The organism is Algibacter sp. R77976 (assembly GCF_044594645.1).
Classification (GTDB): domain Bacteria; phylum Bacteroidota; class Bacteroidia; order Flavobacteriales; family Flavobacteriaceae; genus Algibacter_B.
In genome coordinates this window covers 2595661-2621462 of sequence record NZ_CP138989.1, presented here as the reverse complement: position 1 = coordinate 2621462, position 25802 = coordinate 2595661, and the positions used below count along the sequence as shown (strand labels likewise).

Below are 25802 nucleotides of genomic sequence, written 5' to 3'. Positions count from 1 at the left end.
TTATGAGAAGATACAACAGACATATCATTTTATCAGAAATTGGTCAGGAAGGTCAAGACAAAATTTCGAACGCTAAGGTACTTGTTGTTGGGGCTGGTGGTTTAGGCTGTCCGGTTCTTCAATATCTTACTGCTGCTGGTATTGGCACCATTGGTATAATTGATTTTGATGTAGTAGATATTTCAAATTTACAACGCCAAGTACTATACGGAAGTTCTTCTTTAGGACATAATAAAGCAATTGCCGCCAAAAGCCGATTAGATGATTTAAATAATGAAATTTCTATTATTGCTTACCCGGAACAATTAACACATAAAAACGCTATTCCCCTATTTAGTCAATACGATATTATTGTTGATGGGTCAGATAATTTTGAAACCCGTTATTTAGTAAACGATGCATGTATCATTACAAACAAACCTTTAGTTTTTGGGGCTATTTATAAATTCGAAGGTCAGGTTTCTGTTTTCAATTATAGTAACGGACCGAGTTATAGATGTTTGTTTTCCAATCCTCCAAAAAAAGATACTGTGCCTAATTGTTCAGAAATTGGAGTTTTAGGTGTTTTACCAGGTATTATTGGTAGCATGCAAGCAAACGAAGTTTTAAAAATCGTTTTAGGAATTGGAAATGTGCTTACAGGAAAATTACTTTGTTATAATGCTTTAACATCTCAAACTTCAACCTTAAAAATAAACAGAAATGAAGCTCAGATTCAATCTGTTTTAATAGATAAAGACAGTTTTGAAAATAGAAATAGTCAAGTTAATTGTGAAGTTGAAACACCAACAATTTCAGTAACAGAATTATTAAGCACAGAAAACATTCAATTTATTGATGTTAGAGAATTAAATGAATTACCCAAAGTTAAAGGTATAAAAGTAATTTCCATTCCATTAAGTCAGTTAGAAAACAATTTAAACAAAATAGAATCAGATAAAAAGAAAGTGCTTTTCTGCCAATCAGGAATTAGAAGTAAACGAGCGGTTACAATATTACAAGACGCAAATATTACAAACTGTTTTAGTTTAAAAGAAGGCGCGTTAGAATTAAATAATTACACAAAAACATCCACACATGAAAAATAAAAAACCAAAAAGCGTATTTAAAGAAGGCGCCATATCATCAGATTTTATAGGTACCTCTATTTATAAACACCAAACAAAAACTAGTATTGGAGCGCATAATATTTTTTTAGGACAAGTAAGAGCTGATGAAATAGATGGTAAAACCATTTCAGCTATAGAATACACGGCTTATGAGGATATGGCAAATCAGAAGTTTCATGAGATAAGAGAATCTGCTTTCAAAAAATTCGATTTAACCTGTATGCATATTTACCACAGTTTAGGAACTGTAAAAGCAGGAGAAATTTGCTTATTCGTTTTTGTATCATCCCCTAGACGAAAAGTGGTTTTTAAAGCTCTAGAATATATAGTTGAAGCCATTAAAGCAGATGTTCCTGTATTTGGAAAGGAGTTATTCGAAGATGAAAGCCATCAATGGAAAGTTAACAATTGATTATATTTTATTGTCTATTTATTATTAAGCCACCATGAAAGAACAATTAAAAACGAGAACAAAAGTATTTGCCCACAACTGTATCAAATTAACAAAATCATTTCCTAATGATTACCTTTCTAATCATATTAAAGGGCAATTAATTAGATGTTCGACTTCTGTTGCTGCTAACTATAGAGCAACTTGTATTGCTCAATCAAAACCTAGTTTTATTGCAAAAATAAGTATCGTAATTGAGGAAGTCGATGAGTCAAATTTCTGGATAGAATTTGCTGTAGATGAAAATTTAATTGACAAGAGCACTATTGAAAACCTATTAAAAGAATCTAGCGAACTAACAGCAATCTTTATGGCTTCAAGAAAAACAGCAAGTAGAAAATAATAAATAAAAAATAATAAATTTTCAATTCAAAATGGTCGATATAACCCATAAAGTAACAACACTAAGAACAGCAGTAGCACAAGCTATTGTAAAAGTTAGTAAACCAGAAACGATTACTGCCATTGAGAACGATACCGTTCCTAAAGGTAATGTTTTCGCTATGAGTAAAGCGGCTGGCTTATTAGGTGTAAAACGCACTCCAGATATATTACCAGATTGCCACCCCTTACCTATTGAGTTTACTGGTATAGAATATAAAATTGATGGACTTGAAATCACCGTTTTATTTACAGTAAAAACGATTTACAAAACGGGTGTTGAGGTTGAAGCTATGCATGGAGCAAGCGTAGTTGCCTTAAACATGTACGACATGTTAAAGCCTATTGATAAAGGCATTGAAATTCATGCTATAAAACTCTTAGAGAAAAAAGGCGGAAAATCAGATTTTAGAGATAAATTCAGAAAGGATTTAAAAGCTGCAGTCGTGGTGTGTTCTGATACTATTTCTGCGGGTCATAAAGAAGATAAAGCAGGAAAAGCAATTATTAGTAAACTTGAAAGTTGCGATGTGAAAATTTCAGAATATGTTATTATTCCTGATGAAATAGAAGACATTCAACAAAAAGTAAAATCATATCAAGAACAAGGTATCGACATGGTCATTTATACTGGTGGAACTGGCCTTTCTGGCAGAGATGTTACACCAGAGGCACTTATTCCTCTTTTAGAAAGACGCATACCAGGCATTGAAGAAGCCATTAGAAGTTACGGTCAAGAACGTACACCTTTTTCAATGCTTTCAAGAAGTGTAGCCGGAACTATTGGAGATACTTTAGTATTGGCTTTACCTGGTTCTACAAATGGTGCAAAAGAATCAATGGATGCTATATTTCCAGCCATTTTACACAGCTTTAGAATTTTAAAAGGTGCTAGACACGATTAAAAGTGTTTATTCGTGGAGTTGTTAAGTCGTTTAGCGATTAATCCGTTCCGCAATTAAACATTTAAATAGAACGAAGAAATGAGCGAAACCAATAACATATTACAAGATTCACACGGTAGAGACCATGCCTATTTACGCATTTCATTAATTGAACGTTGTAATTTACGCTGCACGTATTGTATGCCAGAAGAAGGCGTGGAATTATCTCCTAAAAGTCATTTAATGACTTATGAAGAAATTTATGAAATCGCAAAAACCTTTGTAGATCATGGTGTAACTAAAATTAGATTAACTGGTGGAGAACCTTTAATTAGAAAAGACATTCCGGTAATTTTAGAAAAACTAGCCACGCTTCCGGTTGAGCTTTCCATAACATCAAACGCAGTAATTATCGATAAATTTATTGATATTTTAAAAGCAAATGGCGTCAAAAAAATTAATGTGAGTTTAGACTCATTAGATGAAGGCAAGTTCAAGCATATTACACGCAGACACGAATTTAAAAAGGTTTACAGCAATATTCTTTTACTAGTTAAAGAGGGGTTTACTGTAAAAGTAAATGCGGTTTTAATGAAAGGGTTTAATGATAACGAAATTATCGATTTTATAAACTTTACAAAAGATTTACCTATTTCCGTTCGTTTTATAGAATTCATGCCTTTTGATGGCAATAAATGGGACATGAGTAAGATGGTATCTTATGCAGAAGTAATGAACTATGTTAATGAAGCTTTTCCGATAACCGAATTAGAACGTTTGCAAGATGAACCCAACGATACTTCTAAAAACTATAAGATAAAAGGTTACAAAGGTAGTTTTGCTGTTATTAGTTCTGTTACCAATCCGTTTTGCGATTCGTGTAACAGATTACGTTTGACCGCTAATGGCCATTTAAAAAATTGTTTATTTTCATCTGGCGAATCCGATTTATTAACGACGCTAAGAGCAGGAAAATCTATTGAACCGGTTATTCAAAAAGCAGTTCAATCCAAATTTAAGGTACGTGGTGGCATGGATACTTTAACAAAACTTCAAGAACCTAAATTACATTCTAACAATAGAAGTATGATTACTATTGGTGGGTAATCTAGCCATGATAGAAGCAACATCCTTTTTGAAGCAAGAGTAAAAGATATAACAGAAGGTGCAGAACAAACAGGCCTTCACTAACTATTACCTTATTGCATAAAAATATTGAACTTGAAGATGGAGAAATAGTATTTTCTAATTTATATACTTAAACATTTGTTATAAGTGTTGCCTAATTTAGTGCGGCTTCTGTTGCTACTAAACTGTTTTTAGGGCTATGGCTGTTGATAGTGAAAAATATCAATTTGCATGTTCAACAAAAGCAATAGGAAGTTTTAAAGAATGTAGATCGGGATTTAAAGTTAAACAAATTGGTAGTAGAGTTATTTTTAAAAACACTAAAGTTATTACCATTTTATTCAGATAAAACATGAATACTTAACAGAACTTTTCTTGGCAAATTAAACTCAGGGTTTTATAATACGCTGCGTTGTATTTCTTAAAACAAGTACTTGATTATTATTTTTTAATTTCTCTAGATATTCGGTTATTGAAAAAACGCTTTGAAACAATGTTTGTTTCATTTTAGTTTTTTCTTTAACATTTGCATTATATTTTAAAATAACATCTTGGTGCATTCTTATTTCTTTAATTAAGTTACTAAAACTATATATTTTATTGTTTAACAGGTTAGTACTTACATACCCAATATGAGATAAATCAAAATGGTTAAACATAAACCTTGCACCAGAGCGAATTGCCGAAGTATCTGATTTAAATTTTTTAATATCTAATATTGAAAAATTCTTTTTGCTTATTTCTTTAATGTCTTTTAATATTTGATGAGTTTTATCTTTACTTGCATTATTTACAAAACAGAGTTCTAAATTTTCAGCTTTGTTTAAATGTTTAACAAATAAATCTATGTTTATATTTTTTTCAATATTATGACATACTATTATAATTCCTATTCGCATCATATTATTATCTATTAAACTACTTTTAAACCAGCTGTTTTAACAAGCTTTGCTCTATATTTTTTATTTCTATAAACCCAAGCAATTTGACCTAACTGAGCAACAATTTTAATTGAATCTTTCATTGAAAGTTTAGAACCATCAGCGTGTACCCATCTTTTTAATGGCTGCTCACACAACATAGCTTTGGCTTGTTTCAATCCGAAGTATTGAGACATTCGTTTAAAAATTTCAACATCAAAAATCCATTGTGTTACAAACTTTTCAGCGAAAGCGATTTTAATAACATCTTTATGAAAAATTTTAGCACCACATTGCGTGTCTTTAAAATCCATTTTTAAAATTTTTCTGATAATAAAATTGATTGTTAAGCTAATTATTTTTCTAGCCGATTCCTTTGTAATATTGGCTCCCATTCTAGAGATTCTTGAACCACTTACAATTTTGAATTCTGAGGTTTCAATGGTTTTTACTAAATCATCAAAGTCTGCTAAATCTGTAGATAAATCGGCATCTAAAAACCCAATATAATCTAAGTCTTGTTTTTCTGCCATGTGCAACATGCCTAATCGAACTGCTTCGGCTTTACCTCCATTCTTTTCACAATCGTAAACCGTTATAAAATGTTCTCTTCCTTTTTGTAAAGCTTTTAAAACTTCTAAGGTTTTATCCTTACTTCCATCATTAACAAAACATAAATGGTAACCCGAATTTTTATCAATATAATCTGTAAACTCTTTGCTTAATAAACGCTCTTCTTCGTTATAACATGGTATTACAACACCTACGCAACGCTCTTGGATCATAACATTACTGTTTAAAACTGTGCTTGCCTCCTTTGGAACTCCAATTAAACGTTTTACACGTGCGCTAATTTCATTTAAACTCAAGGGTTTTTTCATATAATCGTTTATCCCTAGTTCAAAACCTTCTGTGATCGTTTCGTCTTTAGTGTTGCCAGATAACACCATTATTGGAGTATTTGAGTTTTTAGTGTGTCTTATATATTTAACAATTTCTAAACCTGAAACACCAGGCATATTAATATCAACAATTACTAAATCTGGTTTGAATGTATTATAATGAGAAATACCTTTATTTGCATCGGTTTCAATTTTCACTTCATAACCTAATTCGGCTAATCTTTTTTGTAAAGGAAGTAAAACTAATTGCTGATCGTCTATGGCTAATATTTTCATGATTTTAGTTTTTTAAAAGTCTTTTAATGTGTTTCGAAAAAAATGTTTAATCGTTTTATGCGTGCACAAATGTCATCTAAGCTCATTGGCTTTTTTATATAATCATTTATTCCTAGCTTGAATGCTTCTGCAATAATATCTGGACTTGTGTTACCTGATAATACAATTATTGGTGTTGATGAGTACTTTTCAATTCTTATATGGTTTATGAACTCTATACCAGATACATCGGGCATGTTTATATCTACAATTACTAGGTCTGGTTTAAGTCTATCATACATACCTATTGCTTCACTTGCATCTGTAGTTGTACTTACTTGATACCCTAATTCTTCTAATTTTTTTTGCAATGGTAATAGAACTAATTGTTCATCGTCTATAGCTAATACTTTCATTTTAAAGGATTTTGTTAATTAATTATAGTCCAAAATTACATTAGAAGCCTTTATTAAAATTAATATTTAGCCTAAGCTAAAGGTAAGTGTAGACGAATGGTAGATTTGTGTAGATAAATAAAATTATGCATCGTTATTAAATTATTTATCTTTACCCTGTAGCGATTACCGTTCGTATAATTAATGAAAGAAACCTCAAATAAATACTTAATTGCAGCTATCCTTTTAGGATTGGCATTTCATGGTAGTGCTATATTTTTCACATTAGAGACTACTTATGATGCACTAATACACTTATTCTTTGCAGACCACTATGCGAATAGTTGGTTTGAACCATGGAATTATGAGTGGTATACTGGTTTTACCGTACAAAGTTATCCGCCTTTAGTACATCAATCTATTGGGCTACTTTCTTTAATAGGTGGTTTAAAGTTCGGTATGTTTAGTGTTGCTATTATTGCTATTGTTCTATTTATAACAGGAGCTTATCGTTTTTCCTTATTAATGACAGGTAATAAAACGGTTGCTGGTTATGCATCGCTTTTAGCTGTTTTTTCTTCATCGTTTGTAGAAACCCTACATATATTCGGACAATTACCAAGTATTGTAGGCGTATCGGTATTGATGCATGCTTTACCAGAAATCTATTTATGGTTAAAAACAGGTAAGAAATGGTATTTGGCCACTAGTCTCTCTTTAATAGCGGTTACAGTTACCTCACATCATGTTACTCCTATTTTTGGAATGGTATTTTTTATCTTTCCTTTAATTGGTATGGTCATCATGGATGTTTCTAGAGAGCAGGTTAACGTTATGAAAGAAGTGACGTTTAAGCTGTTTTTGAATACCTTTTTCAAGCTTTTTAAGCGTATAGTAAGTTTCGGGATGCTTTCTTTAGTCTTAATTATAGGTTGTATTTTTCCGTATTGGTTAAACTCTAAAGCCAACCCAATTACGCAGGTTCCCATCCCTCATGGATCACGAGATAATTTTTTAGAAATCACATCTTCTGGTTTGGTCTTCTTTTTAATTCCATGGGGTGTTTTATTAGTATTGCTTCCTTATATATTCTATAGATATTACAGTAAGCGTTATCTGTTTTTTGGGTTATCGGTTACCATTTGTACCGTTTTAGGAACTGGAGGAACAACACCTATTCCTTTAAAAATGTTAGGTGAAACAGCTTTTAATATTTTAACATTAGACCGTTTTACACTTTGGGCTTCTATTCTTTCTATTCCTATAATGGGCGAATTTGCCTATCGTTTGGTTGATGGTGATTTAAAGGAACTTATTCAGTCTAAATTTGGCGCTATATACCATCGCATTATTGGCGGTATACTTGCTGGTTTATTTGTTTTCATGGTTATTTTTACGATGAGTTTAAACTATTTTAGGCCGTCGCAACCACAAAAAATAAAGATGTTGCCAATTGTGAATTTCTTAAATCAAGACGACCACGATAAATGGCGATTTTTAACGCTTGGTTTTGGCGATCAAATGGCTTGGTTAAGTGCACAAACCAATGCAATGACCGTTGATGGTAATTACCATTCGGCAAGACGACTACCAGAATTAACCACAAGACCTATAGAGCGTTTAGAAAACTCTAAATTTAAAGGTGTTGCTGGTATTGGCTCGTTACAGCAATTTTTAACCACTCCAGAAAAATATAACCTTAAATACATATTCTCTAACGATAAATTTTACGACCCCATACTCTACTTCTGTGGCTGGCAACGTTTACGGCAATTAGAAAATGGTATTATGGTTTGGGAACGCCTAAATATCCCTCCAGTATCTTCTATATTACCGAAAGAAGATGTGGCTAAATGGCTAAAAATCCATTGGGGTATTATGCCTTTTTTAACCGTTTTAATTGCGTTTATTTTAAACATACAAATGCTTTGGGTTAATATGCTAAAAACGCGTATTAAACCACCTCCCGATTTTTTAAAGTTCCCAACAACATATAATAAGTTTAATAGAAATGTATTACGCATTACGCATATTTGGTCGTTGTTTTTAGCCATTGTTGTGTTTTATGGTATCTATTTGTTTTATTTAAAAAATGATTCGCAACGCAGTCCAGAAAACGCCATAATAGCCTATTACGATGCCTTAGATTTTAAGGAATTTGAAAAAGCACACAATTTAATAGACCCTAAGACTAATATTCCAATTGCCCAGTATATGTTAGAGATTTCTGTAACAGATGGCTTATTGAGTAGTTACGCGAAGATGGATGCTATTGAAACAGAAATCACCAAACTTAACGACAGTACAGTATCTGCTAAAGTTATTACCCAATGGATTACACCTTTAGAGAAAATTGAGAAGGTAGATTATAAATCATTATCTAAACGAAATAATAAATGGTATTTGCAACCAGACGATTTAAATAACGATTTACCTCCAGACCAACTCTATTCAAATAATGTTACCAAATATTTTAATCAAGGTAGGCGACGCATCACTACCGAGCAAACACACCACGAAGACATATTAAAACAGCCTGTTTTAGAAGTCGTTTCCGCCAAACTAGTGCATTACGACGGTAGTTATGCTATTATTGGCGAAGTGCAAAATATTGACAATGTACCTGCAGATGTCATTTTAAAAGGAACCTTATACAATAATGATAATAAACAACTAGCAACTTACAATGCAAAGTATCATGTAAAACACAAACTAATGCCTAAAGAATCTAGTAGTTTTAGAATTAACTTTGAGGGCATTGCTTGGTCTAAAACCAAAGATTCTATTCCAGATACATTTAACCCGGATGAGTTTACACCTATTGAATTTGAAGAACAACCCACCAAATTCAATTTACAAGTGGCAGGAAATGTATCAGGATCTGACTTATACAAAAACGTAGTATTGAGTGCTATTGATATAAAAAATAACAACATAAGCGGAAACCTTTTTAACAGCGGCATTCAAGAAATAACAATCCCGCAACTTTTAATTACCTATTACGACGACAATAAAAACATGGTATGGGTAGATCATTTATTTGTAAAAGCTGGAGTAAGACAACAACGAAAGCAAGATTTTGAATATCAAATTTTAAAAGATGGCAAAGTAAACGTTATAAACGAAAGCATGAAAAACATTTTTGTAAATGGTTTACCAAATGAAAATATTGCTAGTAAAATAGTACCTAACAGAATTATAAATCATACCAATGCTCAATTACAAAAAATTGAACATCCCGATTTTAGTTATATTAAAATAGAAATTAACACATACATAGGAAGCCCTAATTAATGCAGTTAAAACATACATATTTGTTCCTTTTAGGTTTGATTTTATTATCATCGTTTGCTGTTATGAAACAAAATGAAACAGCAAATAAAATTGAACTATTAACAATTCAATCAGATTATGAAGTTGGCGAAACTATTGTTTTAAAATTTTCAGCTTCTAAAATTAACAAGCCTCTACTCTACTGCTCTAATAGTTATGGTTCCACTTTAATTGCTGCTTCAACAGAAAACGATACACTTGTATATAATATTCCCGAAAATATCACAAAAAAAATAGGTGTTGTAAATTGGACATTGCTTCATGATGCTGTTTCACTTTCTGGACATTTCAATATCAATCCAAAAGCCGAAGTTGCCAGTATAGAGACCTATATTGGACCACCAAGTATTGAAGCTGGCGGTACAGATTACACCATGCTGGTTGTGATTCCATCAGATTCATTAGATAATCCGGTACCAACAAATACTTCGGTTAATGCAAAATTTCAGTTTTTAGCTTCCGAAGAAAAAGAAGATATGTTCACTAAAAACTTAATTGCTTATAAAAAAATACATTCTAAAAAAGAAAGTGGACGCATGTTGGTATCTTCTGAAAGTTTAGGGATTAATTCTAAAGAATTTACTATAAATGTTTCAGCAGCCATTCCTACAGATTTTACAATTTCAGCAACACGACCACATGCGTATGCAGATGGTAACCAGATTACAACATTTTCAACATCCATAATTAGAGACAGTCATAAAAATTTAGTTAGTGATGGTACGTTTGTCACATTTTTTATTACTAATTCTGAAGGCAATATTTTAAAAACTACAGGTACAACTATTGATGGTATTGCTACTTCTAAAATCATTCATCCCGATTATAAAGACACCTGGAGTATTAAAGCTTACGTTGATGGCATGTCTGAAAGCAATATTATTTCTCTTAATTTCAAACGCGTTATTGAAGATTTCGACATTGCTTTTTCTGATAAAAACAGAACACTAACTATTGGCCCTTTGCAAAGTTTTATGGAGCAAATGATTCCTGATGGTTTACACGTTAAGTTAAATATTTATCAAAATAATACGCAGGTACAAACCTTAACAAAAACATCGTTTAATGGCTATGTTACATTTAAATTAAAACCGGCAATTTACAAAGATGGTGATTATAGCTTTAGTGTTGAAGCTGCAGGATTATCAAAAGACATTAAAACAAAAAAACTATGGTAGGTCTTAGCAAAAACATACTGCGCACCATATTAATTCTGTCTTACGTTATTCTTATTGGTTTGATTATTTATGGTCTTAGCTCATTATTTAGTTATCTAAATACTGGCGCCGACCGAAGTACGATGCTACACACAGAAATTAAAAAAGTAGAACAATATTTACCAAAACTAGAATGGGAACCTTTACAGAATGAAGGCAGGCCTATGGATAATGAAAACCTAAATGCTCTGCAAAACGATTATTTAGATGCTTGGTATGTGAAGCAAATTGCTTACAAAACGAATAAAACAGCTGGTATTAAAGATTATTATACAGATAGTGCTAGAGAAAATTTATTTGCGTTTATAGAACTTAATAAAGCCGAAAACATAACCATTGAAGCTACTACACTTAAGCACAATCCTAATTTAGAGTTTTTTAGCGAAGACGGACAGTTAGCCGTTATTACAGATAAAAATGTTGTGGAATACAAACGCATTTTTAAAGCTGATAAATTAGTTCTAGAAACAAAAGAAACAGCAACTTATAAGGCGGTATTTCTTTTGGAAGATGGGTTTTGGCGCATAAGACATTTGGTTAAAGAAACTGCAGATATTCATGAAGCAGAAGCCCAACATGTTTCAGTTGATGGTTTAGACATTAAAGGCATTAATTATTATCCGCAAGCCAACCCTTGGGATATGTTTGGAGATCAATTTTCTACGGATACTATTTCAAAAGACTTTAAAATAATAAAGGACGCTGGCTTAAATTCAGTTCGTCTTTTTGTACAGTATGAAGATTTTGGTAAAGCCGCTGTAAGTCCTAAAAAAATAGAAAAATTAATACAAACGTTTAATATTGCTGAAAAACATAACCTAAAAATAGTATTGACTTTATTCGATTTTTATGGCGATTATTCGGTAATGAATTGGACTTTAAATCAGCGTCACGCAGAAACCATCGTCAATGCTGTAAAAAACCACAACGCTTTGCTAGCCTGGGATATTAAGAACGAACCTAACTTAGATTTTGAATCTAGAGGTCGAGATTTAGTGGTGGCTTGGTTGGATAATATGATTGATTTAGTAAAATCTGTAGACGATAAACATCCTGTAACTATTGGTTGGTCTAACACCCAAAGTGCTTCTATTTTAAAAGATAAAGTAGACGTTATATCGTTTCATTATTATGAAGATTTAAATAAACTTGATGACGCTTTAAAAACTCTCAAAACCGAAATACCAAACAAACCTTTAGTACTTCAAGAGTTTGGTGTTTCCTCGTATCGTGGTCTTTGGAATCCGTTTGGGAATTCAGAAGAAGATCAAGCTAATTACCATAAAAAAATCCAAGAACATATTTCTGAGAATCATCTACAATTTATGTCTTGGACCCTATACGACTTTACTAAAATACCTAAGGAAGTCGTTGGACGACTTCCTTGGAGAAAACGAGCTCAAGAGCATTTTGGCTTTATAGACCAAAACGGAGAGACTAAACCCGCTTACGAGTTTATTACTAAATAATTGTCAAGATCATTTATTTAAAACACTTTTCAACTTGGGGCAAAAAAGGCCTCGTTTAATTGTAATCTTTTAATAGGTTTTAAAGCATTAGTGTTCTAAAACACATCTTTTGCTTTAAATGCAACTTTTTAACTTGGGGCAAAAAAGGTGACTTTCGAATTAATATCTAAACAGTAGCTTGGGTATATCTTAGTAGGTAGATTACTATTGTTTAGTAAATGTTTAAGCTGAAGCTGTAGCTAAGTTTTTTGATTTTTTGTTTATTATTTTATTAAAATTTTCTAGATACAAATCGGCAATTTGAGACATTGGGTGTGCCGTTGCTGCTTTATAGTTCGATTTTGCTAACTCTAATCTATAAGCATCATTCGTTACAATAGCTTCAATAGCTTTTGCTAAACTCTCTACACTTGTAGGTTCAAAAAACTCGCCTCTATACCCTTCATCCTGGACTAATAAAGCTAAATCTCCTAAGTCTGGCATAATTACCGCTTTTCCGTAACTTCCTGCTTGGTGCAAAACACCAGAGCTTCCTGTTGTAGAGGTGTATGGAAATACAACTACAGCACTTTCATTAAATAAAGTAGGTACTTCATACTCTTCAACATAACCTGTAAAACGTACTTGTGGTACATGTTTATAGTCGTCTTGTACTTTAGCTAAGTAACCTGGTACATTTGGGTTATCGGTTCCAGCAATAACAACTTCTAAATCTAATCCTGTTGATGCTCTAACTTGCTCAACCGCTTCAATCATACCCTCTACTTTTTTATAGGTTCCAAATTTTCCGAAAGTCATAATTTGCATCGGTCCTTCTGGTAAAGAATAATCTGGTTCTTCAGGAATTTCAAAAGTTCCATGAGGAATTAATTTCACATTTTTAGCACCATACTTACTTTCTAAAATATCTACATATTTCTGCATGGTTACAGCTACTGTATCTGCTTGAAGAATTAATTTAGTTAACGTGGTTCCAATAAAGCCGTAAAGCTTTTGCATTAATTTGTTAGATGTAAAACCTGCACTTCCTAAATCTACTTCTTCTAGAATATTGTGTAATAATACAATGTTTGGTATTTTCTTCAGCTTACAAACCAATGGTAACATTAACCCTAAAGCGGCAGCTATTTTTTTATCTCCAAACTTCATAAACTGCAAGTTAAATAATACTGAGTCTGGTTTTGTTTGGTTAATAGCCTTTGTAACAGACACTATATTTTTATAACTATTAAAAGACCAACATTCCTTTATTGTTATCTTACAACCATCTTCTGTAAATGCAATATCTTTTGCGCCTTCTGTTTTATCTGTTAGCAAAATTAATTCAGTTACATTTTCTTTTTGTCTAAATTGTTTTACTAAATGATATGCATATTCATTTAAAGTGACTTTACTAGGCGGATATGCTGTTACGATTGCTAGTTTCATAAGTTTCAGTTTTATTGTTTTTTAATGGTCTTATGGTGCATCCAGTTACTATTTATTCTTCAATAGAAAATTTAGTTCTGGATGGTTCATAATATGTTTTTTTATAAGTTATTTATTATTTATAGTACAAATTTGCGTTATATTCTTCTAAAAACCGATCGCCTTTAGTTAGTATGACGGTTACTGTAGGTGAATGGTAACATGCTTTAGTTTAATTCATTTTTAGATAGTATTTGATCATATTTAAAGAATGCCAATTGAATCGCTAATAATAACAACATCGCTATAATTTGCATGTGCACAACTTGCTCTAAACTATCATGATAAAAAATCACCAGTCCCATTTGTAACATACCAAACACTCCAGAGATTACTACTGGAATATATTTATCTAAAGACAAATAGTAATAAGCAAAAATGTTAGAGATGGCAAACATAGATGTGGCAATGGCATATTTCCATAAAAGTGGTGCCATAGCAATATAACTATCACCAAAAAGCAACGTAATAATGGTTTCTGGAAAACTTAAGCAAGCCAATATAATGGTTATAGAAATAGCCGCTATATACCCAATATATTTAAAAAGTGTAGGTGCTGTTTCTTTACCATCTTTTTTAAGCTGAACTACAGTTGGTAATAATAACATCACAAACATCCAGGCAATAAAATAAACTATTCTACCAATTAAAGCCAACGAAGCATACAATCCAGCCTCGTAAGATTCAAAATAATGTTTTACTAAAAGGATGTCACTATTGTTAATTATAATTTGAGTAAGTTCATAAAAAGCAGTAATTATAAAAAAGCTTTTTATTTCTTTAGAATGTATTTTACTTAAAACTAAGGCTTTCTTAGGTATTAGAGTTGGAAATCTAAATGGTATTAAACCAAATACAAACGATGCCAAAATACCTACTGCAATTACAACCGACGATTGAATATTAAAAATTAATATGAGACCTAAAGTAATTATCAATCGACTTAACATTTCGCTTTGATACGTAATAGATAAAGATTTAAATGCCTTTTTACCTTGAAAAACACCACGATTCACACTCATTAAAAAGTAAAGCGGAACACCACATCCAAAAACAACAAACATATTTGATGACGATGTATTAAATAAACTCTGTAAATTACTGGCAAATACAATGATAAGGACACCCATTATAACACCAACTAAAAGTGCATTTTTATAAATTTTAGATACAAAGCTTGTAAATATTTCATTTTCAAAAAGAACAGAAAATTTTGCAGTTACTAATTGAAACGTCATCGCCGCAAAACTTAATACTAATAAAAAAGTAATTAAAACTGCAGCATCTGCAAACTGGGCTGGCCCTAAAACGCGACCAAGAATTAAATTATATAAGTAATTACCACCATTAACGGCTAGTACACTTAGCATAAAAAGTTGCTCTGGTGTAATTTTTTTAGATTTTAAAATAGTAAGAATTTGCATGACTTTTTTTATATTATAGTATTCTAATTATGCGGCATCTACAGCCGATAAATCAACAGATTCATAAATTTCTTTACAACCATAACCAATAATAGAAAAAGACTTATTACTAATTTTAGCTTTTTTAAAAAGGTCTTCAATTACTGTTAAACCAGTTTTATTAATTGCTGTTACTCTGTCAATATTAATTGTTAATGATTTTTTATATACTAATAAAAACTCTAAATGATCTTTAAATTTTTTTACGGTTTCAGAACAAATAGCGCCTTCTAATAAAATTATACCATTGTTTTCTTTAATTGTTAGTAACATAAATTTGAATGTTTATTATTTAAAATACTTTGATTTCTGATACAAATATCTATCAAGAATCAATGGAGGGAGGGTAAATTTCGTCCAGTTGCAATTAGCTTTAGACGAATGAATCAATTGTATTGTTTAATTATATTATTTAAAAACTATAAGCTATTCCTAATGTTTTCAGCTGTGAATATGGCAGGTTAACCTCTAATTAATCACGTGTTATCCGACAAATATAGCGTTTTATCGATAAAAACATCGAATTAATGATATATTTCTTTCAAAAATATATTACATTTACCACAATATTAATATTGTTAGAACTTTTTATTCTAATAATCAACCCAAATAAATTACTATCATGATTAAAATTCTAGCCATAGATGATCAGCAATTAATATTGTTATCATTAGAAAAACATTTAACCGATTTAGGCTTTAATATAAAATGTGCAAATTCAGGAGAAGAAGGATTAGAATTATTTGACTCTTTTAAACCAGACATTGTAATTGTTGATATAAATATGGAAGGCATGTCTGGCCTAGATGTTGTAAAAAATATTAGACTAGAAAAAAAATCTGACACAAAAATATTAGTCCTTTCTGGTAATACCAATGAAGACACCATTATTGATGGGTTTGATTTGGGTATTGACGATTATATGAAAAAGCCGGTATCTCTTAATGAGGTAACAGTAAGAATTAATAGAATATTTGGACTAAAAACCATAAAATCGCAGGATAATAACAAAAAAGAACAAATGCTTCAAGAACGTTGTGTTGGTGTGGTTATACCTTGTTATAACGAAGAAGAAAGACTTTCAAGTAAGGAGTTTCATGATTTTATTGATAGTAATTTAGGATATCTATTATGTTTTGTAAATGACGGTAGTACAGATAAAACCTTAGATGTTTTAAATTCTTTACGAAAAGGAAGAGAAAATAATATTATCGTTTATGATTGCGAAAAAAATGGTGGTAAAGCAGAAGCTGTTAGGCAAGGCGTGTTGCATTTGGCGAAAGACCCACAATTAGATTATATAGGCTATTTAGATGCCGATTTATCTACCGATTTTAGAGATTTTGATGATTTAGTAAAAACTATTGAAACTTCAGACTTTAAAATTGTAAGCGGTTCTAGAATGACTAGAATGGGTGCGAACATCGCTAAAGAATCTGCCCGTGCTATAATTAGCAAAACCATAAACCTTATAATTAGAACCATTCTGGGTATGTCTTTTAATGATACCCAATGTGGTGCGAAAATTATGGACAAAGATATTGCACAACATATGTTTAAAGATAAGTTTATAACGCGATGGATTTTTGATGTTGAAATATTTATGAGAATGCGTAAGCATTACGGAAAGAAAAAAGCAATTTCATATATCTGTGAGCAACCACTTAAAAGATGGATACATGCAGACGGTTCTAAACTATCTATGAGAGATTCTGTTCAAATTGTTGGACAGTTGGGACAAATAGCTATTCACTACAGGTAATATGAGTAATTTAGAGTTTTAAAACATATTTTAAACGCCAATGGGCTGTTTGTTTAGTCCAGTAACCAATTACTATAGATTAAAGACTGCATACTATTGATTAACTTGCACTTGAAATTAATTAAACATATTATGCCCCTTAAAAAGCTATTATTATTACTTACATTATTTGTTTCTACCATATCTTTTGCACAAGATATGCAAGAAGGTTTTACCTATCTTGAAACTGGAAAATACGCTAAAGCAGAAACCTTTTTTAAAGAAACGTTAAAGGAGTACCCTGATAATAAAACGGCTAGATTATGCCTTGGTAGAGCCATTGGCTTAAACGGAAAACCAGAAGACGCTAAAGTCCTATTCACAAATTTATTGGCAGATTACCCTTCAGATTTTGAAGTAAAGCTAAACTATGGCGAGTCTTTATTATGGACCAGTAATTTCCCAGATGCGAAAACATTTTTTAAAACATTAATAGACGAAGATCCTAAAAGCTTCCCTGCATTATTAAGTTATGCAAACACCTTATCTAATTTAAAAGAATACGAGGATGCTTTAATTTATGTGAATAAAGCTTTAGAGGTTTTACCTGGAAATCCTAACGCATTAACCTCGAAAAAATATATGTATTTAGGCTATGCCTATCAAAATCAGCAAGCCCAAAAGTATGATGAAGCCGAACGTCTTTTAAAAGAAAACTTAAACCTTTTTAAAGATGATAAAGACACCTTATTGAATCTAGCTAACCTCTATTTAATTGCTGGCGAATTTGATAAAGCTGAAAACACATACAATACCATTGCCAATAATCCAGAAAATAAAATACTAGCTTTAAACGGTTTAGCTTTAGTGAAACATTTAAAGGGTAAAGAAAAAGAAGCCTTACAACTTAGCGAACAAGCTTTTTTAAGTTTAGATGCTAAAACTGATGCTGCATTAGTACAACCCACTACAGAACGCTATATACAAGCCTTAATTTGGAATAAAAAATATAAAACTGCAGATGTATTAATTAGTAATTTAATTGAAACAAAACCAAACGAAAACTGGATACTAGCCTTACGCGCAACCTTAAATATTTATAAAAGTGATTTTAAAAAGAGTGTTGCAGATTACAATCGCATTTTGGTAAACGACAGCAGCTCGTTTGATGGCAACTTAGGAAAAGCTAATGCCTTAAAGGCTATAGGAAAATATAATGATGCATATACCTCTGCTGAAAATACGTTAACCTTTTACGACAAGCAAAAAGATGCTACCAATTTTATAAAAACACTAAACACGAGCTTTACACCTTTTTGGGAAACTAAAGCAGCCTACTCTTTTGATAATGGCGATAATAAAGCCTTTGGTGTACAAACAAAAATAGAATTCCCAACCTCAACAAAATTTAAGTGGTTAGCAAATTATGGTTATAGAACGACGAGTAACAATGTCACTAATTTTGATGCCACATCAAACGATTTTTCTTTAGGTTTAGCCTACCAGATTTTGCCAAACATGACGTTTAAAGGAACTGCTGGTGTAACATCAGCGAAAGCAAACAATAGCGATTACACGCAGCTTGTAACCGATTTGGCGCTAAACATAAAACCTTTTAAACTACAAGTTTTAGATATTGGATTTAAAAGCGAAATACAAAGTTTTAATGCCGAGTTATTAGATCGCGAAATTGTGATGAATAATATTTATGCCAACTATAGTTTAAGCACCAATTTTAATTTAGGTTGGTTTACACAATATTTTTATACGTGGCAAAACGACGATAATGCCAGAAACCTATTATTTACCTCGCTATACTATAATATTTTACCAAAACCATCGTTTAAAGCGGGTTTAAACTACCAATACATTACGTTTAAAAACCAAGTACCTACTATTTATTTTAGCCCAGAAAAATTTAATGCTGGCGAAGTATTTGTAAATATTATTAAAGATGAAGCCATAACCAAACCTAAGGAATGGTTTTATGAACTTACCGCTGCAACGGGCTTACAATACATTGAGGACGATAGCAGCCAAAGCACCTACCGCATACAAGGTAAACTTGGTTATAAATTCTCTGAACGCGCTTTATTAAACCTTTACGGAACCCGAAGTAATATTGCATCAGCAACTGCTGCTGGATTTACTTTTAATGAGATTGGTGTGCGGTTTAAGTGGTATTTGATGAAGAAGCCTGTTTTTAGAGAGTGAATAGTGTCATGTCGAACGCATGTGAGACATCTCATCGTTTATGATAGGTATTCGTTTTCCCCTTTCCTTTAAATGATAAAAATAAATTATTCAAAAAGTTCTACAATAGTCAAAACCACTAACGAATACAAGATAAATTAGGCTATTAATCCGAAGACTCAAAGTTATATCCAATGTCCTTAAATCTGTTTATTTTTTCTTTTATTAAAGTACCCTTTCTAAAATGTCTCTTTTGAGCATTAAACCAATTATATAAAGATTGATATATTTTTTTTGATGGCACTTTGAAATGACCATTATTTAAATAGAAATCATATAATTCCTTTAATTTATCCTCAAAATTCACATCTTGAGGAAACCAAATAAATTCAAGTTCTTCAAGAAGTTCAATTTTATCAGTTTTTAAAATATCATTTCTATAATTCTGTCTCTGTTTAAAACACCATTTTCCTAAATGTGAATTTTCGGGAAATATAACGGGTATATTGGAATTCCCATTTTTAAGGTAATAGCTTTTCAATATTGAATACATTTTTTTCCAATCAGTTTCATTTGGATTCCAATCAAATCCTATTTCATTAAGTTTATCAATTTGATTCTGTGACAAATTATCTTTAACAGCTCGTTGTCTGACAACCCATGTCCCAAGCGCAACTCCTTCAAATTTTGTCCTTGCAGGCACATCAACAGTATTATGAATCAATTTATATTGAACCAATAACCCATAGTTTTTCAACCATTCCTTATAAAAATTTTGTGCTCTAGCGGCAGCTCCATTATCTGCTAAAACAGATTTAGTTTTTGGGCTTCTCTTTGCTTTTCGTTTTGGTTTTTCTCCATCTGATATTTTTTCAATTAATTCAGGAAAACCAGAATATACCCAATTATTAAACCTGGCCCAAGCAATAAGTTTTGTCGTATAAACTGTTCTTGTACCAATAGATTTTGATTCAGCAAAGAAATTAGGATACATTTTAATGAACTGAGAAGAAGTACATGGCGAAAGCATATAGACATCATGCACAAACTTAACTTTATTTAACTCTAAAGATAATTTCGAAAGTTTCTTATAGAAGTCTTCCATCGTTTTTAGATTTTTAAAGGCATTACCTAATTCTGTCAATTGAAATATTCCCTTTTTTAATTCTATTATTTTTAGAATTCTAAAATCACGTAAGAACTCTTTGTCTGTGACACCGACATCTAATCCACTTTCAACGAATGAAGTAAACATGTCAAAAGAAGTGAACGGATTGCTTCTTAAAAAGATAGTTTCTTTTTCTTTATCAAAGTTTTTTAAAGCTTTTCCTTTTTGCGGTTCAATTATCTTGCTACTTATATCAATATCAAGGAACTTAAGCCAATTTGCAAAATAATTTGAATAGGTTCTCCATGTTTTTTCTTTGTGAGATACACTTTTGAATATCTCTTGCAAAATATCAGAAATTTGCGAAATCTCAATATTATTTGTCTCCAACTCCGTTAATTTACTATAAGTTGAAAATTCAAGTACTTTTCTTTTGATTACACGTTTAAAGGTAGACTCACTAATTTTCAATTTATCAGGAACCATAAATATATCGTTACCAGGAACTTTTTTTACTAATTCAAAATTTCGTAACTCAATTAAGATATTTCCTAATGTTCCTTCTCCCATTCGTTTATCCTGATTTCCCAGTAATGTTTTAAAACTCTGTTGTCGTGATTTTTTAAATGAAAGAAATACATTTAAACATGGCTGTGCTCCTTGTTTAAAAATATAACCTCGTCTTATTAATGGAACTTTTCCGCTGACAATATAATCTCTAAAAATATCCCAATAAACGTTGTAATTAAATCCTGAACGAATAATAAGTCTTTTATCTATGAGTGATTTAATCTCTTTTGAAAGCTTATATTCGGTAATATCATTTTCATCAAAAAGATTACCAGAAGCCGCCTTATTTGCAACAAGCTCTAATGCTTTCTGTTCTTTTTGAATAACATTTGACAGATCTGATTCAAACAAAGATTTAATGTTCAAATTATCATCTACAAGGTCATCTATACTTTGTCCATTCTTTATCTGTTCAAAAATATGAATGCAAAGTTTTTTTATTAACCAAGGAAAACCTTGACTATTTTCTATTAGTCTATTCCTTATATCACTATTTAGCGGAGTGGATGAATACTCAATTACTGATTTTTCAAGTTGTTTTAGTATACCATTAGTTTCACTTACTCCAAACTCTGGAACCACGAATTCTATTGATTGTTCTTTTGCTTGCTGAAACCATCCATATGAAGGAATATCTGGCTGTATATAAAATTCAGATTTCCAAGAAAAACCAACTAATATATTTGTTTGTGCTTCACTTACGTCTGAAAGAAACTTATAAAAATATTTAAAGATGTCAGTTTTTCTGAAAACATCTTCAAATTGGTCAAATATGATAATGAGAAGCTTATCTGCTGTTTCTAAATATGCTAAATATTCCTTAACAAACTCAGAATCTATAAGGCTAAAGTTTGAAGTAAACTTTATGTTTGAAAAATCAATGGTTTTGCTTTCAATAAAACCTGAATCAAATGTTCTTTGTATAGCTTTTTGAAAAGCTTTTGCAACAAAATTTTCAGTAATTGCACTACGACAATCAAAAGCTACTGTATGAAATCTTTTACTGTAATAATGAGTTTCACAAGTTCCTTTAATTGCATTAATCAGGGAACTTTTACCCCATCCAGAATTACCTTTCAAATAAAACGCACGTTTGTTAGTTTCTTTAGTTCGGATTCTTCTAAAAAACTTAATGAGTTCCGATTTTAAATTATCTCTTCCAACAAAATAATTAAAATGAGCTGGTTTGTAATCAAACCAATCGTCTCCTGATTGAACTTCCGCAACAATTTCAAAATCATCAGATGCACTTGTTTTATATTCAGTTTTTTCCTGTTGGTTTACAATAGACTTTAGTTCCAATCTTTGGATTTCTGGAATTTTAGCAAGAATTGATTCCAGTTTTGTAATATCATCAAGTGATTTACCTAATTGAGCATCAAAAACATAATAATAAGTCGGATAAGCCAAACTACCTTGTCCTATGTAAATCAAGTAATCACCCAAATATGAAACAATTAAAAGCTGTTGGGTAATATCTCCAAGATTACTATAATCAATAGTCTTTATTTTATTAGAATCTTTCAATAATTCTATAACCATTTTTGGCCCATAAAATGTCACATTCTTAAAAAGGTCATTTTTTTCAAATTCTTCATTTTTAAGTCCTGATGCCTGTTTATCAAGTTCTACTGTATGAATAAAATATGCTTGGTCCGGCTTTTTAGTAAATACACTAAATCCAAAGTTTTTTATTTCGGTTGATTTTACTTTTTCTTTAGCTTTGCATTCAACATATAGGTTTTTTTTATCATATTTATGTCTCGCAAATAAATCAATCTCTAATCCAGTAAATTGAACATTAGGATCTATATCAAATTTTTGTAGCTCTAAAACACTCCTAACTAACCTTTCAAAACAGTTGCCTTTTTCATAGCTCTCCATTCCTTTTGTTGATTTCTGAGGTATGACAAGAATTTTACTATTCATTTCACTAGTTTATAATTATTCTGCGTTGGATAAAATTTCACTCTTTCGTAAGTCGAAATATTATCCTCTTTTTGATTTAAAATTCTGTAAAGCTGATTGCTTTATTTGTATTGTCACTTTTTGTATTAAAAACAAATAAGACTCTACTAAAAACACAACTCTATTTAACAACGAAATATACTACAATTAAAAACAAAAAGGCAAAAAACTTACGTCTTTTGCCTTACTACACAGAATAAATATGCTATTAATTAATCCATGAGTAGTTTTGTGGTTCTATAATTGGTTTGGTTACTTTTAATGTTACAGAAATACAAACCAGAACTTAGGTTACCACGTTGCAGGGTTACTTGGTTATTTCCTGGTTTAGCATCAACCAGAATTTGTTTTACTATATGCCCAACTTGGTTATACACTAACAACTGCACCGTTTCTGAGTATTGTGCTGTAAAGTGTATCGTTGTTTGATTATGCATTGGGTTTGGTATGGCTGTAGTTGCTATCTCGTTTGTTTCAATACTAGCTGAAGATAATGTGCTGCTTGTTGAGAAACGTAATTGCTCTAAAGTCATGCTTTTTGTTACTTCTTGTCCGTTATCGGCTAACATGGTAAATACTATTGAGGTTACATCGTTAACTTCTAATGGCATACCATTGCTAGAATTAAAATCTGAAAACAATAAGGTATAATCGTTTAAATCTTCTGTTAATTCAATACTTGTTTTGTATTGTGTTTCCCAGTTGCTAATGCTTTCTTTTACCAATCTTACAATTAAAGTTCCTGTGCCTTTAGCTTGTAGTTTAAAGCTGTTATATTCTGTTAAATTTATTGGGTTAAACTTTGGTGTTAAGGCTCTGTAAGCTGCAATATATTCGCTTGTTGTAGCTTCTAAAGTAATGTTACGTTCTATTGCATACTCAGCATCATTAAACTGTGCTTCGTTTGTTTCTACCATATAATTTGTTACTGTAGTTGTAGGTGCTGCATCATCATATCCCCAAGGTCCATCAGACATAAATAAATCGTCTGGTGTGTTTATGCCATCTCCAATTCTAAACCCAATATCAAATAGGTTTCCTGCTTCTACTTCAACATTAGAAATATAATCGCCGTTTAAATCTATTGTAGATGCTACATATTCTACAGTTGCGGTTTCTGTTCCGCGTAATCCGCCATCAAAAGCAACAGCTTCACTCCTATTTGTATTTACAACTTGTAAATTTAATTTACCGTTTTTATAGGTTCCTGTTCTTACAAATACCGTTGGTGGTGGTGAGTTGTTATAGCTTGTTACGGGTTGCTGTGCATCCAATAATGTTACTACTTCTTCACCTAGTTTTAATAAATTGTCTAAAGAGTTAGACCAGATTTGGAAATTATAAAACCCAACGTTGCTTTCGTATTTATCAAGATTCCAATGGCTTTCTATCCCGAAATTCGCATCGTTATTTATTGATTTTGCCGAAAGACTTAATACAAACTCTAAGCTACCATCAATCGTTCTAATTAATGATTTTATAAATTGTTGCTCCTTAATTTCTATAGTTGAAACCGATATTAATTGTGCACCTAATAATCTATCGCAGATATATTTGGTATGTTCGTAAACACCTTTATCTGTTTTAAGCAATAGAATAGAGGCTACGGCGTCGTTGTTTCGCATATAATCTACTGAATACACATCGGTAGCATTGGTAATACCAATCAAATCTTTTGGAGACGACTCAATAACGGCATCTTCGTTTATAATTTCTAATGGAATAAAATCTGATAATTGAAATCCGTTACCTTTAGCTGTGTTTCCTTTACCATACATAGCAGATTTTGTAACGCGATTTGCTAAAGCTTTATCGAACTTATAGTTGGTTTTTGCTCTGTTAAAATTACGTTTACTAATTTGTTGAGATAACCTGTTATTACTTTCTAACCCACCAGCATTTGCACTAGATGAAGATGATAATTCTATAACATCGCACTCACCATAACCAGAACATGAAGGATCTTCACAATCAATTAACCCATCGCCATCATCATCAATACCATTATCACAAATTTCTTGTAGTACTGGAGCTGTAGGACAACGTGCACCATCGTTTTGTGCACTTGAAGGACCAAAAGCAAATAAGTTAGAATCCATGTCGTTACTGCTCGTAACATCTTGTACACTTTGGATAACATAAATAGTTCCTGTTTGGTTAGCAGATATATAAAAACGACCAGAAGCATCGAAATAAACCGCACCATATGTATAATTTAAACCAGATAGAATTGGCACTTCGCCTAAGCTTTCCATACTACCAGTTTCGGCATCTATTCTGTATAAAATATTGGTTTTCTTTTCTACCGAATACAGCTTACCATCTACAGCATTAAAAGCCCAATCATGGATACTTATATTTTTAGGTAAGTTTAAAGTTTCTTTAAAATTCGTATAATCAGTAGAATCTGGATTTAAATCTATCGCGTAATAGCTTGTTCCTCCTCCTTTTAAATAATAAATACCTTCTGCGCTAACATCACCAACGTAGCGACCACTTGTAGGTAACTCATCTATATAAAACGTTTCTGTTTGAAAATCTTTACCAATACGAACAATTGATTTTTCAGGTGTACTTAAAGACCCCCAAATAAAACCATCGGCTGGGTTGTAAGCTGTTGCATTAATATTACCCTCGGTAACATCTGCAGCTACTTGATATGAATTTCCTGATGCTAAATCGATAGCATACACGTCATTATACTGAAATAAGTAAGCATTGTAATCGCAGTTAAATGGTACAGCTTCTGTCCCTACTCCTACTTGAGCACTAACTTGTAAAGTGAAAACTGATAATAATAGTAATAATTTTTTCATGGTGTTATGTATTTACAAGACAAAAATATTTT

At 31.5% G+C, this 25802-nt stretch carries 19 protein-coding genes; 11 read left to right on the top strand and 8 right to left on the bottom strand.

Features of this window, described 5'->3' with window-relative positions; translation table 11 throughout:
* The first annotated feature begins 2 nt into the window (after positions 1–2).
* The 6 genes from moeB to SJY43_RS11230 all read left to right on the top strand — a co-directional run bounded on the left by moeB (position 3) and on the right by SJY43_RS11230 (position 4302).
* Positions 3–1088: a molybdopterin-synthase adenylyltransferase MoeB gene (gene moeB / locus SJY43_RS11255; RefSeq protein WP_396600839.1), complete on the top strand. Its 1086-nt coding sequence runs from the start codon at positions 3–5 to the stop codon at positions 1086–1088.
* Entirely contained in the window at positions 1078–1521 is a 444-nt protein-coding gene (locus SJY43_RS11250) for a molybdenum cofactor biosynthesis protein MoaE (RefSeq protein WP_396600838.1), read from the top strand. Before moeB ends, SJY43_RS11250 begins: the two co-directional genes overlap by 11 nt.
* A gap of 34 nt (positions 1522–1555) precedes the next feature.
* Positions 1556–1903, top strand: a complete 348-nt coding sequence (locus SJY43_RS11245) for a four helix bundle protein (RefSeq protein WP_396600837.1) — start codon at positions 1556–1558, stop codon at positions 1901–1903.
* 31 nt (positions 1904–1934) lie between these two features.
* Positions 1935–2846, top strand: a complete 912-nt coding sequence (moaCB, locus tag SJY43_RS11240) for a bifunctional molybdenum cofactor biosynthesis protein MoaC/MoaB (protein WP_396600836.1) — start codon at positions 1935–1937, stop codon at positions 2844–2846.
* Positions 2847–2924: 78 nt separating this feature from the next.
* Positions 2925–3932: a GTP 3',8-cyclase MoaA gene (gene moaA / locus SJY43_RS11235; protein WP_396600835.1), complete on the top strand. Its 1008-nt coding sequence runs from the start codon at positions 2925–2927 to the stop codon at positions 3930–3932.
* Between the two features lie 220 nt (positions 3933–4152).
* On the top strand, positions 4153–4302 hold the full coding sequence (locus SJY43_RS11230) for a hypothetical protein (RefSeq protein WP_396600834.1): 150 nt from the start codon (positions 4153–4155) through the stop codon (positions 4300–4302).
* Between the two features lie 40 nt (positions 4303–4342).
* On the opposite strand, the gene SJY43_RS11225 is transcribed toward SJY43_RS11230, so the two are convergent.
* From SJY43_RS11225 to SJY43_RS11215, 3 genes are read right to left on the bottom strand one after another with little or no spacing between them, the layout of a single operon-like run.
* A complete protein-coding gene (locus tag SJY43_RS11225; protein WP_396600833.1) occupies positions 4343–4855 on the bottom strand; it encodes a glycosyltransferase in 513 nt (170 codons plus the stop codon).
* An 11-nt stretch (positions 4856–4866) separates the two neighbouring features.
* Entirely contained in the window at positions 4867–6051 is a 1185-nt protein-coding gene (locus SJY43_RS11220; protein WP_396600832.1) for a response regulator, read from the bottom strand.
* A gap of 23 nt (positions 6052–6074) precedes the next feature.
* The gene (locus SJY43_RS11215) at positions 6075–6446 is read right to left on the bottom strand and encodes a response regulator (RefSeq protein WP_396600831.1); all 372 of its coding nucleotides are present in this window, start codon (positions 6444–6446) and stop codon (positions 6075–6077) included.
* Between the two features lie 183 nt (positions 6447–6629).
* On the opposite strand from SJY43_RS11215, the gene SJY43_RS11210 reads away from it, so the two are divergent.
* Genes SJY43_RS11210 through SJY43_RS11200 form a run of 3 tightly spaced genes read left to right on the top strand, consistent with a single transcriptional unit; the run spans position 6630 to position 12444 of the window.
* Positions 6630–9719, top strand: coding sequence for a hypothetical protein (locus SJY43_RS11210; RefSeq protein ID WP_396600830.1), 3090 nt, complete (start codon positions 6630–6632; stop codon positions 9717–9719).
* Positions 9719–10936, top strand: coding sequence for a hypothetical protein (locus SJY43_RS11205; RefSeq protein WP_396600829.1), 1218 nt, complete (start codon positions 9719–9721; stop codon positions 10934–10936). The genes SJY43_RS11210 and SJY43_RS11205 overlap by 1 nt, the downstream gene beginning before the upstream one ends.
* Positions 10930–12444, top strand: coding sequence for a glycoside hydrolase family 2 TIM barrel-domain containing protein (locus tag SJY43_RS11200; RefSeq protein ID WP_396600828.1), 1515 nt, complete (start codon positions 10930–10932; stop codon positions 12442–12444). The genes SJY43_RS11205 and SJY43_RS11200 overlap by 7 nt, the downstream gene beginning before the upstream one ends.
* A gap of 222 nt (positions 12445–12666) precedes the next feature.
* Here the strand turns inward: SJY43_RS11200 and SJY43_RS11195 are convergent, their stop codons facing one another.
* The 3 genes from SJY43_RS11195 to SJY43_RS11185 all read right to left on the bottom strand — a co-directional run bounded on the left by SJY43_RS11195 (position 12667) and on the right by SJY43_RS11185 (position 15647).
* Entirely contained in the window at positions 12667–13872 is a 1206-nt protein-coding gene (locus SJY43_RS11195) for a glycosyltransferase (RefSeq protein WP_396600827.1), read from the bottom strand.
* 206 nt (positions 13873–14078) lie between these two features.
* On the bottom strand, positions 14079–15335 hold the full coding sequence (locus tag SJY43_RS11190; protein WP_396600826.1) for an oligosaccharide flippase family protein: 1257 nt from the start codon (positions 15333–15335) through the stop codon (positions 14079–14081).
* Between the two features lie 27 nt (positions 15336–15362).
* Positions 15363–15647, bottom strand: a complete 285-nt coding sequence (locus SJY43_RS11185) for an STAS domain-containing protein (protein ID WP_396600825.1) — start codon at positions 15645–15647, stop codon at positions 15363–15365.
* Positions 15648–15999: 352 nt separating this feature from the next.
* Here SJY43_RS11185 and SJY43_RS11180 point away from each other — a divergent pair, with 352 nt between their 5' ends.
* Together SJY43_RS11180 and SJY43_RS11175 are read left to right on the top strand one after the other, a co-directional pair.
* Positions 16000–17136 (top strand): response regulator, encoded by a 1137-nt coding sequence (locus tag SJY43_RS11180; protein WP_396603406.1) that lies wholly within the window; start codon positions 16000–16002, stop codon positions 17134–17136.
* 132 nt (positions 17137–17268) lie between these two features.
* The gene (locus SJY43_RS11175; RefSeq protein ID WP_396600824.1) at positions 17269–19329 is read left to right on the top strand and encodes a tetratricopeptide repeat protein; all 2061 of its coding nucleotides are present in this window, start codon (positions 17269–17271) and stop codon (positions 19327–19329) included.
* 145 nt (positions 19330–19474) lie between these two features.
* Here SJY43_RS11175 and SJY43_RS11170 read toward each other — a convergent pair whose 3' ends face one another.
* Positions 19475–22915: a Helicase associated domain protein gene (locus tag SJY43_RS11170; protein WP_396600823.1), complete on the bottom strand. Its 3441-nt coding sequence runs from the start codon at positions 22913–22915 to the stop codon at positions 19475–19477.
* Between the two features lie 251 nt (positions 22916–23166).
* Entirely contained in the window at positions 23167–25770 is a 2604-nt protein-coding gene (locus SJY43_RS11165) for a DUF6923 family protein (RefSeq protein ID WP_396600822.1), read from the bottom strand.
* Positions 25771–25802 lie beyond the last annotated feature (32 nt).